This is a genomic window from Cohnella abietis, assembly GCF_004295585.1.
Taxonomy (GTDB): domain Bacteria; phylum Bacillota; class Bacilli; order Paenibacillales; family Paenibacillaceae; genus Cohnella; species Cohnella abietis.
Map to the genome: position 1 here is coordinate 4,160,284 of NZ_AP019400.1, position 15,137 is coordinate 4,175,420.

At 45.6% G+C, this 15,137-nt stretch carries 15 protein-coding genes; all 15 read right to left on the reverse strand.

Annotated features, from left to right (window positions below; genetic code table 11):
- Positions 1 to 672: 672 nt before the first annotated feature.
- The gene (locus KCTCHS21_RS18145; RefSeq protein WP_179952701.1) at positions 673 to 2,412 is read right to left on the reverse strand and encodes an ABC transporter ATP-binding protein; all 1,740 of its coding nucleotides are present in this window, start codon (positions 2,410 to 2,412) and stop codon (positions 673 to 675) included.
- A complete protein-coding gene (locus tag KCTCHS21_RS18150; RefSeq protein WP_130611419.1) occupies positions 2,387 to 4,228 on the reverse strand; it encodes an ABC transporter ATP-binding protein in 1,842 nt (613 codons plus the stop codon). The genes KCTCHS21_RS18145 and KCTCHS21_RS18150 overlap by 26 nt, the downstream gene beginning before the upstream one ends.
- Positions 4,229 to 4,268: 40 nt before the next feature.
- Positions 4,269 to 4,844 carry a nitroreductase family protein gene (locus KCTCHS21_RS18155; protein WP_130611422.1) on the reverse strand — a complete coding sequence of 192 codons (576 nt, stop codon included), beginning with the start codon at positions 4,842 to 4,844 and terminating at the stop codon, positions 4,269 to 4,271.
- A gap of 5 nt (positions 4,845 to 4,849) precedes the next feature.
- Complete coding sequence (locus KCTCHS21_RS18160) at positions 4,850 to 5,671, reverse strand: energy-coupling factor transporter transmembrane component T family protein (protein ID WP_130611424.1); 822 nt, start codon at positions 5,669 to 5,671, stop codon at positions 4,850 to 4,852.
- Positions 5,671 to 6,072 carry an ATP-binding cassette domain-containing protein gene (locus tag KCTCHS21_RS31740; protein WP_232057874.1) on the reverse strand — a complete coding sequence of 134 codons (402 nt, stop codon included), beginning with the start codon at positions 6,070 to 6,072 and terminating at the stop codon, positions 5,671 to 5,673. Before KCTCHS21_RS31740 ends, KCTCHS21_RS18160 begins: the two co-directional genes overlap by 1 nt.
- Before the next feature lie 18 nt (positions 6,073 to 6,090).
- Positions 6,091 to 7,500: an ABC transporter ATP-binding protein gene (locus KCTCHS21_RS18165; RefSeq protein WP_232057875.1), complete on the reverse strand. Its 1,410-nt coding sequence runs from the start codon at positions 7,498 to 7,500 to the stop codon at positions 6,091 to 6,093.
- Positions 7,487 to 8,089, reverse strand: a complete 603-nt coding sequence (locus tag KCTCHS21_RS18170) for an ECF transporter S component (RefSeq protein WP_130611427.1) — start codon at positions 8,087 to 8,089, stop codon at positions 7,487 to 7,489. The genes KCTCHS21_RS18165 and KCTCHS21_RS18170 overlap by 14 nt, the downstream gene beginning before the upstream one ends.
- Positions 8,090 to 8,319: 230 nt before the next feature.
- Positions 8,320 to 9,189 (reverse strand): metal ABC transporter permease, encoded by an 870-nt coding sequence (locus tag KCTCHS21_RS18175; RefSeq protein ID WP_130611430.1) that lies wholly within the window; start codon positions 9,187 to 9,189, stop codon positions 8,320 to 8,322.
- On the reverse strand, positions 9,186 to 10,121 hold the full coding sequence (locus KCTCHS21_RS18180) for a metal ABC transporter permease (protein WP_130611433.1): 936 nt from the start codon (positions 10,119 to 10,121) through the stop codon (positions 9,186 to 9,188). Before KCTCHS21_RS18180 ends, KCTCHS21_RS18175 begins: the two co-directional genes overlap by 4 nt.
- A gap of 5 nt (positions 10,122 to 10,126) precedes the next feature.
- Complete coding sequence (locus KCTCHS21_RS18185; protein ID WP_130611436.1) at positions 10,127 to 10,891, reverse strand: metal ABC transporter ATP-binding protein; 765 nt, start codon at positions 10,889 to 10,891, stop codon at positions 10,127 to 10,129.
- Between the two features lie 21 nt (positions 10,892 to 10,912).
- A complete protein-coding gene (locus KCTCHS21_RS18190; protein WP_130611439.1) occupies positions 10,913 to 11,881 on the reverse strand; it encodes a metal ABC transporter solute-binding protein, Zn/Mn family in 969 nt (322 codons plus the stop codon).
- Positions 11,882 to 12,293: 412 nt separating this feature from the next.
- Entirely contained in the window at positions 12,294 to 13,271 is a 978-nt protein-coding gene (locus KCTCHS21_RS18195; protein ID WP_130611442.1) for a helix-turn-helix transcriptional regulator, read from the reverse strand.
- Between the two features lie 98 nt (positions 13,272 to 13,369).
- Positions 13,370 to 13,702, reverse strand: a complete 333-nt coding sequence (locus KCTCHS21_RS18200; RefSeq protein ID WP_232057876.1) for a DUF3024 domain-containing protein — start codon at positions 13,700 to 13,702, stop codon at positions 13,370 to 13,372.
- 331 nt (positions 13,703 to 14,033) lie between these two features.
- A complete protein-coding gene (locus KCTCHS21_RS18205) occupies positions 14,034 to 14,657 on the reverse strand; it encodes a hypothetical protein (RefSeq protein WP_130611448.1) in 624 nt (207 codons plus the stop codon).
- Between the two features lie 119 nt (positions 14,658 to 14,776).
- Entirely contained in the window at positions 14,777 to 15,106 is a 330-nt protein-coding gene (locus KCTCHS21_RS18210; protein WP_232057877.1) for a MerR family transcriptional regulator, read from the reverse strand.
- Positions 15,107 to 15,137: the final 31 nt, after the last annotated feature.

A 15,137-nucleotide genomic window follows, 5' to 3' on the forward strand; every position in this document is an offset into this window, starting at 1 on the left:
CTTTGATGGGCGGCTCGCTTCATTCTCCCCCGCCGTTATGGCGTTCTGCGAATATGGAAGGCATGCAGGCTTTATAATTGGTATTATAAACCATTTAATTAAAAAGTGGCTCTTTATTCGCTACTATAGTGTCATTTCCATACTACCACCCCGTCATCTTTTAACTAACAAACGCTTTTGGCGGCAATCTCGACTTCTGTTCGAAGTAGAGTATCGGAAAAGACAGGATTAGTTGGAGATGTACCGATTTTTTTGAATAGCGAGGCCGGGGAATGGCTGGATCTGTCGGCGGTATACGATTTTGTCTTCAGCGGGGTCTGAATGAGGCGCAATTGGTAGTGGTGTAAGAATATTTCGAGCAACGTGGAGGAGGAATGGCTGGATTGGTGGGCGGTATACGATTTTGTCGAGCAACGGTGTCTGAATGAGGCGCAAATTGGTTAGTGTAGTAAGAATATTTCGAGCAACGTGACCGGGAGTGACTGGATCAGTGGGAAGTGTACGAGCGAGTATTCTTATGTATAACGACTCCACCTCGGGGTCTCCGAGGTGGAGCCGCAACGGGAAGGAGATACTTCCCACATACTAATTGTTTCTCAAACTTTACAGCATCCGTACGTTTCAACTTACCTACAAAAAGGCTTAACGGAAGTGCAGCAACACTCTCCCCATCTACCCTTGCTTACTAGATATTCCCCATCCGCTAGTTTCCTGCTGCAACGACCACATCCGAGCATATAGGCCACCAAGTGCCAGTAGCTCACCATGACGTCCTTGCTCGACGATCTGTCCCTCGTTAAGGACGATAATACGATTGGCTTTTTGAATTGTTTTCAACCGGTGGGCGATCGCTATGACTGTTTTCCCCCGAATGAGTCGGTTAATGGCTTTCTGAATTTCCTCTTCATTCTCAGGGTCCAAAGAAGCCGTCGCCTCATCGAGCATAACAATCGGGGCATCTTTAAGCATTGCTCTAGCAATGGAAATTCGCTGCTTCTCACCGCCCGATAGTGTGCTGCCGCCTTCACCGACCAACGTATCATAGCCATTAGGCAGCTTTATAATGAATTCGTGGCAGCAGGCCTGTTTCGCTGCATCCTCTATCATCTGCTGTGAAGCGTCTATATTTCCAAATCGAATATTGTTAGCAATCGTGTCCTGGAAAAGATATACATCCTGAAACACCATAGAGACCTTGCGCAGTAAAGCCTCTGGATCCATTTTGCTTATATCTTCTCCACCCATTCTTACCGTCCCCTCGTTAGGGTCGTAAAATCGAGCAAGCAGACGTAAAATTGTACTCTTCCCGCTCCCTGAAGGACCTACTAACGCTGTAAATGCGTCATTTTCAAAGCTTATGCTTACATCCTTCAGCACTGCCTTTTCAAGATAACCGAACGTAACCTGATGCAGCTCGAGCTTGCTATTGTTAGGAGGCTCTTGTTCCCCCGGCATGATAGGCTCCTTAAGCAAGTCCACAATACGCTCGCCGGCTTGCTCGTGATAACGAAACTCTGCATAGCTAACTAACGCTGTTGTCATTGGGTCAAAAATCCGGGTTCCGATAATGAGAAAGGTGACGAACGTGAGCAAATCCAGACTACCCCCCAGCACCAAATTCACACCGACAACGACCATTAGAGTAAGCCCTGCTCGGATAAAAGCAATTGCGCTAAGGATAATCGGACCAAGCATTCCCTCAATACGAATACTGTGCCTCATTAATTGCTTGAATGATTGCTCTAATCGAACGAACCGCTCACCCGTCAGGTTATATGCTTTAATGACACGAATACCGTGCAAAAACTCCTGCAGACGATTGCCAGCATCGATTTTAGCCCTCATGTGACTGGCTCCGAGCTTACGTTGAATGCCCGAGGTCAGTAATACAAGGACAATGGCAATTGGAAATGCTGCGAATAAAGCAGCGGCCATACGCCAATCAAGAAAGGATAGACCCGCTAGAGCGAGGACTGGCATAATCAACGCACCGAACATTTGGGGAACAAGATGGGATATGCCATGCTCAACCATCGTGTAATCGCCCATCATCATATTAGCCAGATCACCAGGATCGCGCTTATTTAAGAAGCCGAGTGAAAGCTTTCGTAAATGCTCGGCCAGTCGAGATCTTCCCTCTGCTGCTGCACTTGAAGCACCGCGAAATTGGGTCCGATATGCTGGAATCTCAGCTACAAATAGAAGTAGAACCGCAACGCCCATCGCTCCACACCCCCACCACAAACGGGTTAAATCTATTAGCGTGCCTGGATTTACGAAAGGTACGAAGATGAGACGAATAGCTTCAACTAGCAGCACAAAGGGTAGAAGTCCTACTAGATTAGCAATAGTCGTATAGAACACGGGCTTAACCAATGCTCGCGGGTTACCCGCCGTTATATGCTGTAGCATGTTTGTTGCCAAGTTCCAACTCCCCTTCCTCACCCATTTCCCATCTATCTGCGCCTGTGTAAGCACGCCACATTTTTGCATACAAACCATTTGCGGCAACAAGATCGCCATGTTTCCCCTGCTCGAAGAGGCTACCCTCATTTAACACAATGATTTGATCTGCATCCTTAATAGAAGAAAGCCGATGTGCAATGACAATGACCGTCTTCCCTTTCGTTAGCTGTTTCAATGCAAGTTGCATCTCATATTCATTCTCGGGATCGGCGAAAGCAGTCGCTTCATCTAACACAAGTATCGGGGCATTTTTCAGAATGGCCCTTGCCACAGCAACTCGCTGCTCCTCGCCACCAGACAGATGCACGCCCCCTTCACCAATGAGCGTTTCATACCCTTGATCCAGCCTGCTAATAAAATCATGGCACTGTGCAGCCTTTGCCGCAGCATACACTTCCTCCGGTCTCACATCTGGACGCCCAACAGCGATGTTGTTAAACACCGTATCGTAGAAAAGGAATGTCTCTTGAAACACGAAAGCAACAGTATCCATCAGATCCGGCGTTGCCATTTCTCGTATATCGACACCTCCGATGGAAACCGCCCCCTCCTTCACATCCCAGAAACGCGGAACCAAGTTCGCTACCGTTGATTTTCCAGCGCCCGATGGACCCACCAATGCCGTCACTTGTCCCTGATAAGCTGTGAAGGTCACATTCGAGAGCGCTTCACTGCTTGTCTCCTTCTGGGCTGAATCGTACGAGAACGAAACATTGTCGAAACGAATATTAAATGTAGCTGGTTTTTTGGCGTTTACTGGCTCTGGTATCGGCTTTTCAGCAAATATGCTATCCATGCGGTTAACACCTTCGCCTATATCCCGAAGCGTTGAAGTAAGCGACATTATTTTGAACATTGGAGCCGAAACACCAGGTGCCATAATGAGAAAAAATAAAAGCACAGAAGCAAAAGCTACGCTCCCCGAATCACGACTAAGGAGAAAGACTCCAACAGGAAGAATGAACGCAGCAAACGAGCCGAGAATAACCTTAAAGATCAAGTACCCATTCTGGAATTGGTCCGTATATTTCACGCAAAAATCCCGGTAATGGATCATGTCTGCATAAAATTTACGGAATGAATGTACAGTCTGCCCGAACACTTTAATAGCCGGCATTCCTCTTATGTACTGAACAGCTGATCCGCTCATTCGATCCAAAGCATCATAATACCCCTTAACGTTATATTGGGTATTCGAGCCTTTCAGTAGCAGCATCTGAACACTTAAGCCAACTAGAATAGGTAATACGCAAGCAACCGCCAACCACACGTTTAAGTAGAACATGACAGCAATCGTTACAATAGTCGTAACGATAACCTGCACCAAATCGGGAAGCTGGTGGGCCACGAACGTTTCTACCTTTTCCACATTTTGTTCTAAAGTTTTCTTTACGGATCCAGTTGATTTGCCATTCAGCCAACCGAGCGGCAATCGACCAATATGAGTCGTCAGTCGCACACGCAAGCCGTACAAAATTCGGAAAGCAGCAATATGAGAAGCCATTCCTCCTGCATACATCGTAACCAAGCTCGCTAGTAGACCAATCAAGGCAATGACACCCCAGCGAATCATGAAATCACCATCGGCTGAGGAAGGATTAGACGCGTGCTCCAGTAGTTCCTTTAATATAAAATAGACCGAAGCGTATGGTACCAGCATGAAGACCGCACTCAGCGAAGAAAGCAAGCCGGAGACGATCAGCAGCCCTCGTTTTTCTCCAGTCATTTCGAGTAATCTTGCTATTCCTTTTTTTTGAGTCACTTATTTCCCTCCTTTTCTCCACCCTGTATATAAAGCCAATTCATAGCCACGTCATCTTCCGTTCTGCTGAGGTGCGCTGCTTTGCTTTAGGAACCCGGTCATAATAGCCCATGTACAGCATACCTGCGATGCGCTCATCCTTCTGAATCCCAATGCTGTCGCAAAATGTTCGATTGCCGCACAGTGTATCCTCTATCGACCAGATCATTCCGATCCCCTTTTCCCATCCGTACAGCTGTAAATTCTGGATTAACGCGCAGCTCGCTGCAAAATCTTCCTCGCGCTTCAGCTTGCCTTTCTCCTCCTTCACAACGACGAATAAAATAACCGGAATTTGCATGAGCTTCTTCTTGTACATCTCCTTGATCTTCCCAGGCAGCCACTTATACCGATTGAATTCTTCAAGGGCTCCAATGATTCGGTCAGACAGCTTTTCCTTTGCTTTCTCATCTGCGGCACAAATAAATCTCCACGGCTCACGAAGCCCATGGGTAGGCGCCCATTTGGCTACCTCCAAAAGCTCAAGGATTGTATCAGTCGTCAACTGTCTTTCGCTGAACTGTCGAATTGTTCTTCGATCTCGAATCACATCTGCGATGTCCAATTCCTTCTCCACCTACCTCAATTGAATAATTTTAAGAACGAGAGCGTCCCCATCCCGCCAAATCGCTCAATTACGGCAATAATAGCCAAGGTCATCAACCAGTAGCTGGCCAAAAAGACCCAATCACGCGTACCAAAGGAATAGTGTCTGTAATAGGTACGAATGGTAGAAGAACCAAATCCTCTTGCATCCATCGCATAAGACGTTCGTTCAGCTCTTCGAATGGCAGCAGCCAGAAGCGGAATCATATACCTGCGCAGCCGCTCAGAAAACTTACCTTTGGAGCCTCGACCACTCATTCCGCGTACCCTATGGGCTGCCTTCACCGCTTCCAGCTCACGTCGCAAATCGGGAATAAACCGAAATACAGCCAAGGTTCCATAGCCAAATTGCTCGTTCAGCTTCCACTGCTGAATCATCGCACGGATGAAGTCTGCTGGTTCCGTCGTCATAACAAACATAAGCGTTACGCCGAACATCGCGTATAGACGTAGTGCAGTAGCCGCGCCATAAAGAACACCCGCTTTATACACCGTGACCGGTCCTAATGTAAACCAAACGACAGAGCCATCTGTCACGCGGGAGCTTGCAAGTAATGAATAAGAAAGCAATATCCCACAGGCAATAAACAGCATCGGGATGCTGCTACGCATAAATTGCAGGGGTGAAATGCGGCCAAGCCACATAATTGCAATGCTATTGGCAATGGCAAGGGCCATCGGTATCCATGGATCAGTGACAAGCGTCAAAAAAAGAATCGCCGGCAAGACGGCGACCAGTTTAATTAACGGATTCAACCGGTGCAGCGCCGAATCGCGCCAATTGTACAACCCTGTCATCAGTAATGCACTCCTTCTCTAAATGCAGCTGATGCTTTCAGCCAATGCCGCACCCACCCTTCCGCTGTGAATATCGGAAAGTCGTTCCTAAGAGAGCTTTCATCAATAAGAAGATGGGATAGTATCGCAACAGGAGGAGGCTTCAATCCTGCTTTGTGCATAAGCTCATGATCTGTAAAGAGCTGATTAACTGTTCCAGTTGCAAGCAGCTCTCCACCGGATAGAACAGCGGCATGATCTGCATACTCAGCGACTAAGGTCATATCGTGTGTAATCATAAGAATCGTTCGGCCTTCGTTCTGCAGTTCTTTGAGCATTCCCATTAACTCCACAGCATGACGTCTGTCCTGTCCAAATGTCGGTTCATCGAGTATAAGAAGCTCTTGCCCGTTGGTGAGCATGACCGCCACACTTAATCGTCATTTCTGGCCGTGACTCAGGCAGAATGGATGTGCATCTGCATAACCCTTTAATCCGAATCGCTCGAGCAAGTGGTTCACTCGAGTCGATATCTCCTCCTCAGGTAATCCCATTCCCTTTAAGCTGAAAGCTATTTCATCCCAGACCCGTTCTGTCACGAACTGATGCTCGGGGTTTTGGAAAACAAAACCTATGCGACGGGCAAGCTCATAGACGGGATAAACCGCTGCATCATTTCCATCAATAAAGATGACTCCCGGACGTACAGGCAGTAAGCCTATAATATGGCGTGCTAGCGTCGTTTTCCCTGCACCATTTTCTCCGACAATTGCCCAGAACTCTCCTCTCCGTACTTGCAGCTCTATTGGCCGTAGCCATCCAGCACTTCGTCCCGGAGGTCCAACAGGTCGAATATCAAGCAAAGGCGGTGAGGAATGGGAATGGAGAGCTGTTGAGGTAACATCTAACTCAGAAGTATCAGGACTCTTTTCCTGAGCATCATTCCACTCTCCACCAACACGCGGGGAATGCTCGAAACCTCGCAGTGCTTCAGCAAGCTGCTTCATCGAAAGCACCTTGCTCTCAATGGGGACGCCCGCTAGTTGAAGCTTGCGTGCTATTTCCACCGCCTGTGGAAACCATACCCCCAGGCTCTCCAGCTCAGCTGCCCAATCATAGAAAATGGATTCCGGTGCTCCACTGCATACCAGCTCTCCATTCTTATCGATAACAATGACACGATCCACAAGGTCGACCAAATCATCCAGCTTGTGCTCGATTAGCACGATTGTATAATGTCCGGACGCCTTCAATCGGCGAAGTGTATGAAATACTTCTGCCGTTCCCGCTGGATCTAAATTAGCCGTCGGTTCATCAAGCACAAGCACATCTGGCTCCATAGCGAGAACAGAAGACAGCGTAAGCCGCTGCTTCTGACCGCCAGAGAGCTGATCAACAGGCTGATTTCCTTGCACGGTTAACCCTACTGTCTTCAGTGCTTCTCTTATGCGCTTTTCCATTTCTACTCGGGGAACACCAATGTTCTCCAGTCCAAATGCAATCTCATCCTCAACTGTCATCATAACCGTCTGCGCATCTGGATACTGGAACACTGTACCCACTACTCTTGCCAGTTCGCCCGGCTCTGTCTCCCTGGTATCTAGACCGGCTATGCGTACAACACCACTCATCTTTCCTGCAACTGCATGTGGGATAAGACCACATAAGCCAAGTGCTAGTGTGCTTTTCCCTGAACCGGAGGGACCGAGCAGCAGAACAGTCTCGCCTTCCTTAATCTGCAGGCTCATTCCGTTGTCCGACAAGCTATCGTCTCCTGGATAAGTAAACGAGAAGCTTTCCAATTCAATTATCCAGGGCTTTCCTTCCGCAGCTGATTTAGGCTTGTGCATTAGAATATCCCGACAGCATCCCTGTTTTGACAAGTGAATCTGTTAGCTTCTTGCATAACCAACCGCCTATTGCGCCACTGATCACACTAGCAGTAAGAATACCGATCTGGACGGGAAAAGCTAGACCCCCATAGCCCGAAGGACCATATTCAAAGAGCGTATATAAGAGACTGAGTACACCCATTCCAATGATCATGACAGCGTACGTATAACGTTTGTATCGAGTAAGGAAAAATACCATTTCAATAAGTAAACCATTAAGCAGCGTCCCTACTAAAATCATAATTCCAAATGGGGTGAGCGGTGTCATCACAAGACCAGCAATCGCCTGTGCTACGAATCCGATGCCAGGTTTACGGATAATCGACAGAGCCATGAATCCAGACATAAACCAGAAGCCGTTCAGAAGTCGGGCATAAGCCGGACCTACCGACGAAGACATAGCCATGAACGCATAAGTAGCACCAATTTGTACAAAAGCGAACACTACCGCGATCATACCAGCAACTAGAATATCCTTTGTTTTCCAACGTCTTTTCTTTTGCGGAAAAGCCGTCGTGGCTTGTAATGTAACCTTGTAATCACTCATTTTATTTCCTCCAAGTCGTACATGAATATCCTACATGAGAAAGATTATCATTTACAACTTGAAAAGTCCGCTGCTGTACGGTTAATATCTGCCTATTTAGGGTGATTTCTCTCAAACTGCTTCATTTTCATAGGTATACTGTGTAGGTGAATTGTTTTCTCTGCGTAACAAAAAGAAGGCGCACGATATAGGAATCATGCGCCTTCTCTGAAAGCTGATCGGTTCTTTCCCTAGATCAATTGTCTCTGCTTGAACTTGCGAAATAATACGCCTTGCGTCGGTGAAAAGAATAGAGCAATTAAGAATAAAACGCCAGCGACACTAATCATACTTCCCGCAATTGAAGCATCCAGTAAATAGGCTACATAATATCCAATGATGGAGCTGCAGCAGCCAATCACAACACTATAAGCGATCATCCGACCTAATTTATCCGTAAGCAAATACGCTGTAGCCGGGGGAACAACTAACATACCGACAACGAGAATCGCCCCAACGCTTTCGAAAGAAGCAACTGTGCTGACGGAAACGAGTCCCATAAGCAAGTAGTGAAATAGGGCCACCGGAATTCCCACTGCCGCAGCCATCGCTGGATCAAAAGAGCACAGCTTAAACTGCTTGTAAAAAACAGAAATAACAACAATGCTGAGGAGCAACGCTAGTCCAACCCCCCAAACCGCTTTTGGTCCAATATCGATTCCCGCCACATGGATTGTATTCCAAGGCACATAGGCGATCTCTCCATAGAGCACACAATCGAGATCTAGATCAATATGTTTCGTATATATACTGACTAGAACGACTCCAACAGCAAAAAGCGCAGTGAATACGACGCCTATCGAAGCATCTGATTGAACGCCGCTTTGATGGAACAGTTGAATCAGAAAAACCGTAATTAGTCCAAGCACTGCTGCGCCGAGCAGCATAAACAAGGAGCCCCTCGATCCGCTAATCAGAAAGGCGATCACAATGCCCGGTAGCACAGAATGACTTATCGCATCCCCAATCATCGCCATTTTCCTCAGTACGAGGAAACAACCCACAATTCCGCAGGTGCTTGCAACAAGTGCGCCGGTTAAAATAATCCAAAATGTACTCATAGCGCTTTCTCCCTCCGATCCGATTGAAGCATAGTTTGCTCTTGCCTCACTTGTTTGCGGACAGAAGCACGCAACATCATTTTGGATAACACACCTCGACGTGGCGCTGCTATGACCGTAATGACGAAGATGGCGGTTGCGACAAGCACGATTAGCGGACCGGTTGGTAAATTCCTTCCATGCGCGCTAATAAAAGTGCCTACTAGCCCACTAATGGCGCCAAATAGTCCGGAAAGCACGACCATAAGACCAAGCTTTTCCGTCCAGTACCTTGCCGTTACGGCTGGAGTAATTAGAAGGGCGGCCATTAACACAACACCCACGGCCTGAATGCCCACAACTACCGCAACTACGATTAGAAACATAATCAGCTGATCTAAGAAAGCAACGGGATAACCGATACCGCGGGCAAATCCAGGATCAAAGCTGAGTAGCTTAAACTCTTTAAATAATAGTGCACAAATACTAATTAAAACGATTGAAATAACGGCTATGATGATGACATCAGATAGCATCATGGTAGCGGCCTGACCGAATAGGAATTTATCCAGACCGCTCTGATTTCCATTTCCACTATGTTGAATTTGTGTGAGCAAGACGATACCGAGGCCAAAAAATGTTGAAAGTACAATGGCCAAGGCAGAGTCCTGTTTAATCCTTGTGTTACGTGTAATAAAGCCAATACCGAAGGTTGCCACAATACCAGCGGCTGCTGCGCCAATCAGAAAGAAAAAAATTGATTTTGATCCGCTCAGCATGAAGGCGATACAAACACCGGGAAGGGCGGCATGCGATAAGGCGTCACCCATCAAGGCCTGTTTACGTAAATAGGCGAAGCTTCCTATCACTCCACTGCTCACACCGAGCAGCATGCAGCCGAAGAGAATCCATTGCACATTGGGGTCCTGAAATACTTTTAACCACTCGAACATCGTCATCAGCTCCCGCTCATAATCAAGCTTGATTGGTTACCGCGATCGAGCATCGTTAGTTTCCCACCGTACGTTTGCTGTAATTTGTCCGCAGTGAAAATTTGCTCCGTAGGGCCAAAGGCAACAATCTCTACATTTAATAGCATGAGCCAATCGAAATATTCCTTGACTGTAGCTAGATCATGGTGGACAACCAGTACCGTTTTCCCTTGCATCTTTAACTCATTAAGTAGAGTAATAATTGCTTTTTCCGTGGCTGCATCGACACCGACAAAGGGCTCATCCATAAAATATAGCTTCGCATCTTGAGCCAGTGCTCTTGCAAGGAAGATTCGCTGTTGCTGGCCCCCGGAAAGCTGACTGATTTGTCTATCAGCGAAATCCGACATCCCGACTTTCGCAAGACATTCCATAGCGATTCTCTTTTCGGAGCTGCCCGGGCGTTTAAACCAACCCAAGTGTCCATAACGACCCATCATTACGACATCAAGAGCATTCGTCGGAAAATCCCAATCAACGGATTCCCTCTGAGGAACATAACCGACCAGTTTACGCTGTTCCGCGTATGGTTTGCCATAGATGGATACTTCGCCAGACAGACTGGGGATCAACCCGAGTGCAGCTTTAATCAATGTTGATTTCCCTGCGCCGTTTGGACCAACGATGCCAATTAGTTTACCTTCCGGCACCTCAAAGCTAATGTCTCGGAGTACCGGCTTTTTCTGATAGGCGACCGACATATTATGAATGGTTAAAGGTTTTGATTCCATAGTTATATCTCCTAATGTCTATTATGTCAGAGCATTTACGATCGTTTCCACGTTGTGGCGGACCATTCCGATGTAGCTACCTTCCGTTGTTCCCGCTTCACCCATGGCATCTGAGAACAGCTCGCCGCCAATTAACAACTCATGCCCTTTTTGCTTGGCGCCCTGAATGACGGCATCGATTGCTTTACGAGGAACACTTGATTCGATAAATACCGCTTTGATGTTGTTTTCGACTAGAAAATCCCGCAAATCCGTTACATCCTTGGTGCCAGCTTCAGAAGCTGTGCTCATACCTTGCAACGCCATAACTTTAAGACCATAGGTATCTCCGAAATAACCAAATGCATCGTGAGCCGTCACAAGTACGCGGCTTTTTTCCGGAATGGTTTTGACCTTCTCAGCAACTTCATCATTAAGCTGCTGCAATAGCTTGAGGTAGGCTTCGGCATTTTCTGTGTAATCTGCGGCATGATCTGGATCCTGTTTGATGAGCGTATCGCGAATGGATTCCGTTGCCTTCATCCAGTGCTTCACATTAAACCAAATGTGTGGATCGTATTCGGTATCCATTCCATTCTCAGCCCCGGTTCTCAACGTAGCGCGGTCGATGTTGTCTGATACAGCAACGGTTGTTTTCTTTTTGGCCATTTTCTCTAAAATTTCGACCATTTTGCCTTCCAAATGCAGACCATTATAAAAAATGATTTCTGCCTTCTCTAATTTTTTGATATCGCCTTGGGACGCTTTGTACAAATGAGGGTCTACCCCTGCTCCCATAAGTCCCGTTACTTCCACGTGCTCTCTACCAACTTGCTCTACGACATCGGATATCATTCCAATCGTAGTCGTTACTTTGATTTTTCCTTCAGTACCCGATGGGGCATTATTAGTGCCACATGCAGACATGATGGCCAAGCAACCTATACATACTATTGTAAGAAACAACCTTTGAACCGAGCTGCCGAATCTTATGTTTGTTGAGAATCTCATTGTTTCATTTCTCCTCGTCCTATTATTTAAGGGTAATGATTGTACTAGAGTAACTATGTATATGCCTTCTATTAATTTCCTTGTCGGTTAAGCTATTTCCATTCGACACCCTCTTTCCCTCGGCTAAAGTTGTTGCATCAATGCAACCAATTTAGCTCAAAAAAAACCGTTTTTTTCGCTATAATGTTATCCTACACCAAAATAGTTTACTATACAACAAAATCTTTCCCTAGGGAAAACAATTTTGTGACATGGACTAGGCTGGATGATCAAACCGATTCCAATACCGACAAGTGGCTACCTCTGCCGCCAACCGCTATGTCCATTTCATCGTCATGCTTGTTGAAAAAAGCAGCCCTTTGTTAGGCTGCTTCCGCTACTTCTTAGTCTTCAATTCTATATCTCTTTCCTCTCATTTTCCCCATTGCCCTGGGTTGACGCCATATTTCTCCCGGAAAACGGAAGCGAAATGACTCGGGTTAGAATAGCCCGTTGCAATGGCTGCCTCATATACGCTAACTCGCTCCGTCTCCAGCAGAAGCAGTGCCTGCTCCATTCGCTTGTCGCGCAAATAACCAAATACCGTCGTACCGTAAAGCTCCTTAAACCCTGTTTTCAGCTTAAAATCACTAATTTCGGCCAATTGGGATAATTCAAGCAAGGAAGGCGGCTGATCCATCCGAGCCACAAGCATATCAGCAGCTGCGCGAATCTTATCTAAATCCGTACGGCGCAGTCCCTTCCCGCGTCTTGCGGTTGAACTAACATTGTCAAACAAGCATTTTTGGAGATAAATCGCTAGTAATTCCAGAGCTTTTCCCTCAATATACATTTTCCTTAAAGGCGGCTCATACGGACAATTCAACAATTGTCGGACAAGCAATTGCTCTGTGGGTTGAATCATTTGCTGATAAATTCGGACTGGTTCATTAGCCAGAATTCTCTTGATATCTAAACTAGCATCTCCACCTAATGTCTCAATCAGATCAATAAAGACCGATTCTTCCAGCCGAATTTCACATGCTAGCATCGGCTCACCAGCTGAATAATACATCTCCGCATCCAAATGCTGCATGAAAGCAAGCTGGCAATGGTTATCACGGATATGAAGAGGCTTGCCAGACAAAGTAACATCGTTGTTGCCTTTTATCCAGAAGCTCAATTCGATCATTGGGATATCGGATTGAAAGCGAATCTTCTGTTTCTGATTTAGGTGACAATCTGCAATGACTAGCTCCATTCCGGGACGAAGCCTTGTACGTGTAATAGCCCCACTACCGATTAGTTCGGGGATCTCAATTCGATCTATTATTGGAGCATCAAGCGCATTCAATATATTTAAATACCGAGGATAGTGATCATGAAATTCATCATGTATCGAATCATTCATTTTTCTATCCTCCACTGTCGTTTGTTTTACACTATTATTATCTTTATAATACTCTTATTGAGAACTATTATCAATAAGGATTAAAGATTATCATTTACTTAGCCCCAGAATAATCCTCTATTATCAAGTTCCACAATCTTTAATTGCTTTTCAAAATTCTCATCCGGCTCAATGTCTTCAACCAAATGCCAACGATCCTTACTGTCTTTCCAATAAACCTTCCATAGTTTGTCTTCAAACCTGAATTGTGCTACTGGCAATTCCACTCGATGCCCAGGTACGAAGGATGGTCTATCTTGGACTAGTGTTAACGTGTCGCCTCTGAACTTATATTTAATCATCAATTCTTCTCTAAGATGTATTGGAATTTGTCTATCAATAAATTTATCTAGCACTTTTTCAAGTTTCTTCTTAGTGAAGGCGTCCAGCACTGGGATCACTCCATATCAATTGTTATCCGTTAATTCTGATAGAAAACGACAATTGTGTCAATTCGAACTTTCCGCTTATCTCGTTGCCAATCAGCCCGCTGGCGAGAATTAGTCGACCGCACCGCTTAACTACTTCCCATACGTGCCTCAGTTGCACCATTTAGTCGGTACCTCCGCTTTACTCTGCCCCATACTTGCCTCAGCTGCCCCACTTAGTCGATACCTCCGCTTAACTCTACCCCTTGCTTGCCTCGGTTGCACCATTTAGTCGGCACCTCCGCTCAACTCTGCCCCATACTTGCCTCAATAGCACCAATTAGTCGTAAAAGCCTCATAAATCCGCACCCTTTCGCGGCTTTATTAGCAAATAAATAATAATTACTGGGATAAGGTTTATTGCAACCGATGGTATATAAAAAAAGGATCCCGTCTTAAGATGAAATTCACTTACAATACCGAACTTCATCTGAAAAATCCATCCATAAAAAAATTGAACCGACAAATGCGCTCCTGCCACAAATGAGAAGTATATTCCCCTTACAAAAAAATGAGGTGCCTGCAAAAACTGAATAAATATCGAAAGCCTTTTCCCCATCTTGTCTTCCTTCAATAATAGCAAACCCGCTAAAATCGAAATCAAATATAACAATATAAAAAGGATGAAATAAGTGGTAGTCACTGCGTTGTCCAATATTTCTTCTCTTTTACCACCAAAAATAATTAGGAGTAACCCCACTATCCCTCCAATAATTTCATACCAGCCTATTATTTTATGTACATTTAATTCACTTTCACTTTTATTTGTCAATCTATCAAATTCATTGTTTCTATATTCTAAAGAACAGAAGAAGCAATACCCAGGAATTTCGGGGTCATGGCATTCACCGCAAAGCTCTTTACGACAACTCTTACATTGAACCTCCGAGCTCATTTCCGGATGAAAATAACAATTCATATATCTTCCCCCTCAACTATGAATCATTATTTAAGATATTAAGATGTACCTTCAGAAATAACAAAAACGATTACCCCAGAGAGATGCTCTTGGTGTAATCGTTTGTGTGGCTGCTTGTATTATGGCGTAGAATTTTGTGCTGATAGCCGGGCAAAAACCTCGTTAATCGTCTTCATACGTTCCTCCACCTTGCGGGCGGCGGCATCCAGCGTGTACCCGTCATCGAGCAGATCTTTAACAAGTAACACCTTTTTAATATTCAAATAATCATATTTTCTAGTCGTGCCTTCGCCTTCCTTGACTGATTGTATAATCCCTTTGTCTTCCCAATAGCGAATTTGACGTTGGGGAACACCGCTAATATCCGCGACTTCGCCGATTCCTACGATCAGTTTTCTCAACAAATCAAAATCCATTAACACATTGTCTGCCGACGTTGGCTCGCTCAAGTAAATCCCCTCTTCTCGGTATAAGCTCTTA

What these genes read in the sequence shown, in the direction of transcription:
- KCTCHS21_RS18195 (WP_130611442.1), bottom strand. Translation starts at nt 13,271, where the DNA reads ATGAATGATTCGATACATGATGAATTTCATGATCACTATCCTCGGTAT.
- KCTCHS21_RS18175 (WP_130611430.1), bottom strand. Translation starts at nt 9,189, where the DNA reads ATGAGTACATTTTGGATTATTTTAACCGGCGCACTTGTTGCAAGCACC.
- KCTCHS21_RS18160 (WP_130611424.1), bottom strand. Translation starts at nt 5,671, where the DNA reads ATGACAGGGTTGTACAATTGGCGCGATTCGGCGCTGCACCGGTTGAAT.
- KCTCHS21_RS18170 (WP_130611427.1), bottom strand. Translation starts at nt 8,089, where the DNA reads ATGAGTGATTACAAGGTTACATTACAAGCCACGACGGCTTTTCCGCAA.
- KCTCHS21_RS31740 (WP_232057874.1), bottom strand. Translation starts at nt 6,072, where the DNA reads ATGCTCACCAACGGGCAAGAGCTTCTTATACTCGATGAACCGACATTT.
- KCTCHS21_RS18145 (WP_179952701.1), bottom strand. Translation starts at nt 2,412, where the DNA reads ATGCTACAGCATATAACGGCGGGTAACCCGCGAGCATTGGTTAAGCCC.
- KCTCHS21_RS18190 (WP_130611439.1), bottom strand. Translation starts at nt 11,881, where the DNA reads ATGAGATTCTCAACAAACATAAGATTCGGCAGCTCGGTTCAAAGGTTG.
- KCTCHS21_RS18185 (WP_130611436.1), bottom strand. Translation starts at nt 10,891, where the DNA reads ATGGAATCAAAACCTTTAACCATTCATAATATGTCGGTCGCCTATCAG.
- KCTCHS21_RS18205 (WP_130611448.1), bottom strand. Translation starts at nt 14,657, where the DNA reads ATGAATTGTTATTTTCATCCGGAAATGAGCTCGGAGGTTCAATGTAAG.
- KCTCHS21_RS18165 (WP_232057875.1), bottom strand. Translation starts at nt 7,500, where the DNA reads ATGCACAAGCCTAAATCAGCTGCGGAAGGAAAGCCCTGGATAATTGAA.
- KCTCHS21_RS18180 (WP_130611433.1), bottom strand. Translation starts at nt 10,121, where the DNA reads ATGTTCGAGTGGTTAAAAGTATTTCAGGACCCCAATGTGCAATGGATT.